Source organism: Thermococcus sp. ES12 (genome assembly GCF_012027515.1).
In the GTDB taxonomy this organism is placed as follows: domain Archaea; phylum Methanobacteriota_B; class Thermococci; order Thermococcales; family Thermococcaceae; genus Thermococcus; species Thermococcus barossii.
In genome coordinates, this window is sequence record NZ_SNUP01000110.1 from 1 (window position 1) to 411 (window position 411).

1 protein-coding gene is annotated in these 411 nt (G+C 38.9%); it reads right to left on the reverse strand.

Annotated elements, in window-relative coordinates; all coding sequences use genetic code 11:
* Positions 1 to 69 precede the first annotated feature (69 nt).
* On the reverse strand, positions 70 to 411 hold a 342-nt coding region (locus E3E37_RS11300), incomplete at its 5' end, for an isochorismatase family protein (protein ID WP_167717448.1).

Genomic DNA, 411 nt, shown 5'->3' on the forward strand with positions numbered 1-411 from the left:
TAAAGGGACTAATAATCGGCCCAATAGTGCTAAACTTAGTAGTAGCTCTATTAAAAGAATGGAAAAGAGTTAAAGCCCTGTAGAATCAATAACATTTGCTCCCTTTTCCTTTAACTCTTTTAAGGCCTTTTCTTCATCTTCTGCATTTATGCCCTTTATTGCGTCTTGGAGAAGATAAACCTCAAAGCCTTCCTTTAATGCATCTAAGGCTGTTGCTCTAACACAGTACTCAGTTGCAACTCCACAGAGGTAAACTTTTTTAACCCCTTTCTCTTTGAGGATTTTGGCCAAGTCTGTTCCTTCAAAACCCGAATAAGCCTCTTTATCTGGTTCATCTGCTTTCGAGATTATTATCGCATCCTCGGGAAGTTCAATTACTATCTCTGCACCTTTAGTGTTTTGGACACAGTG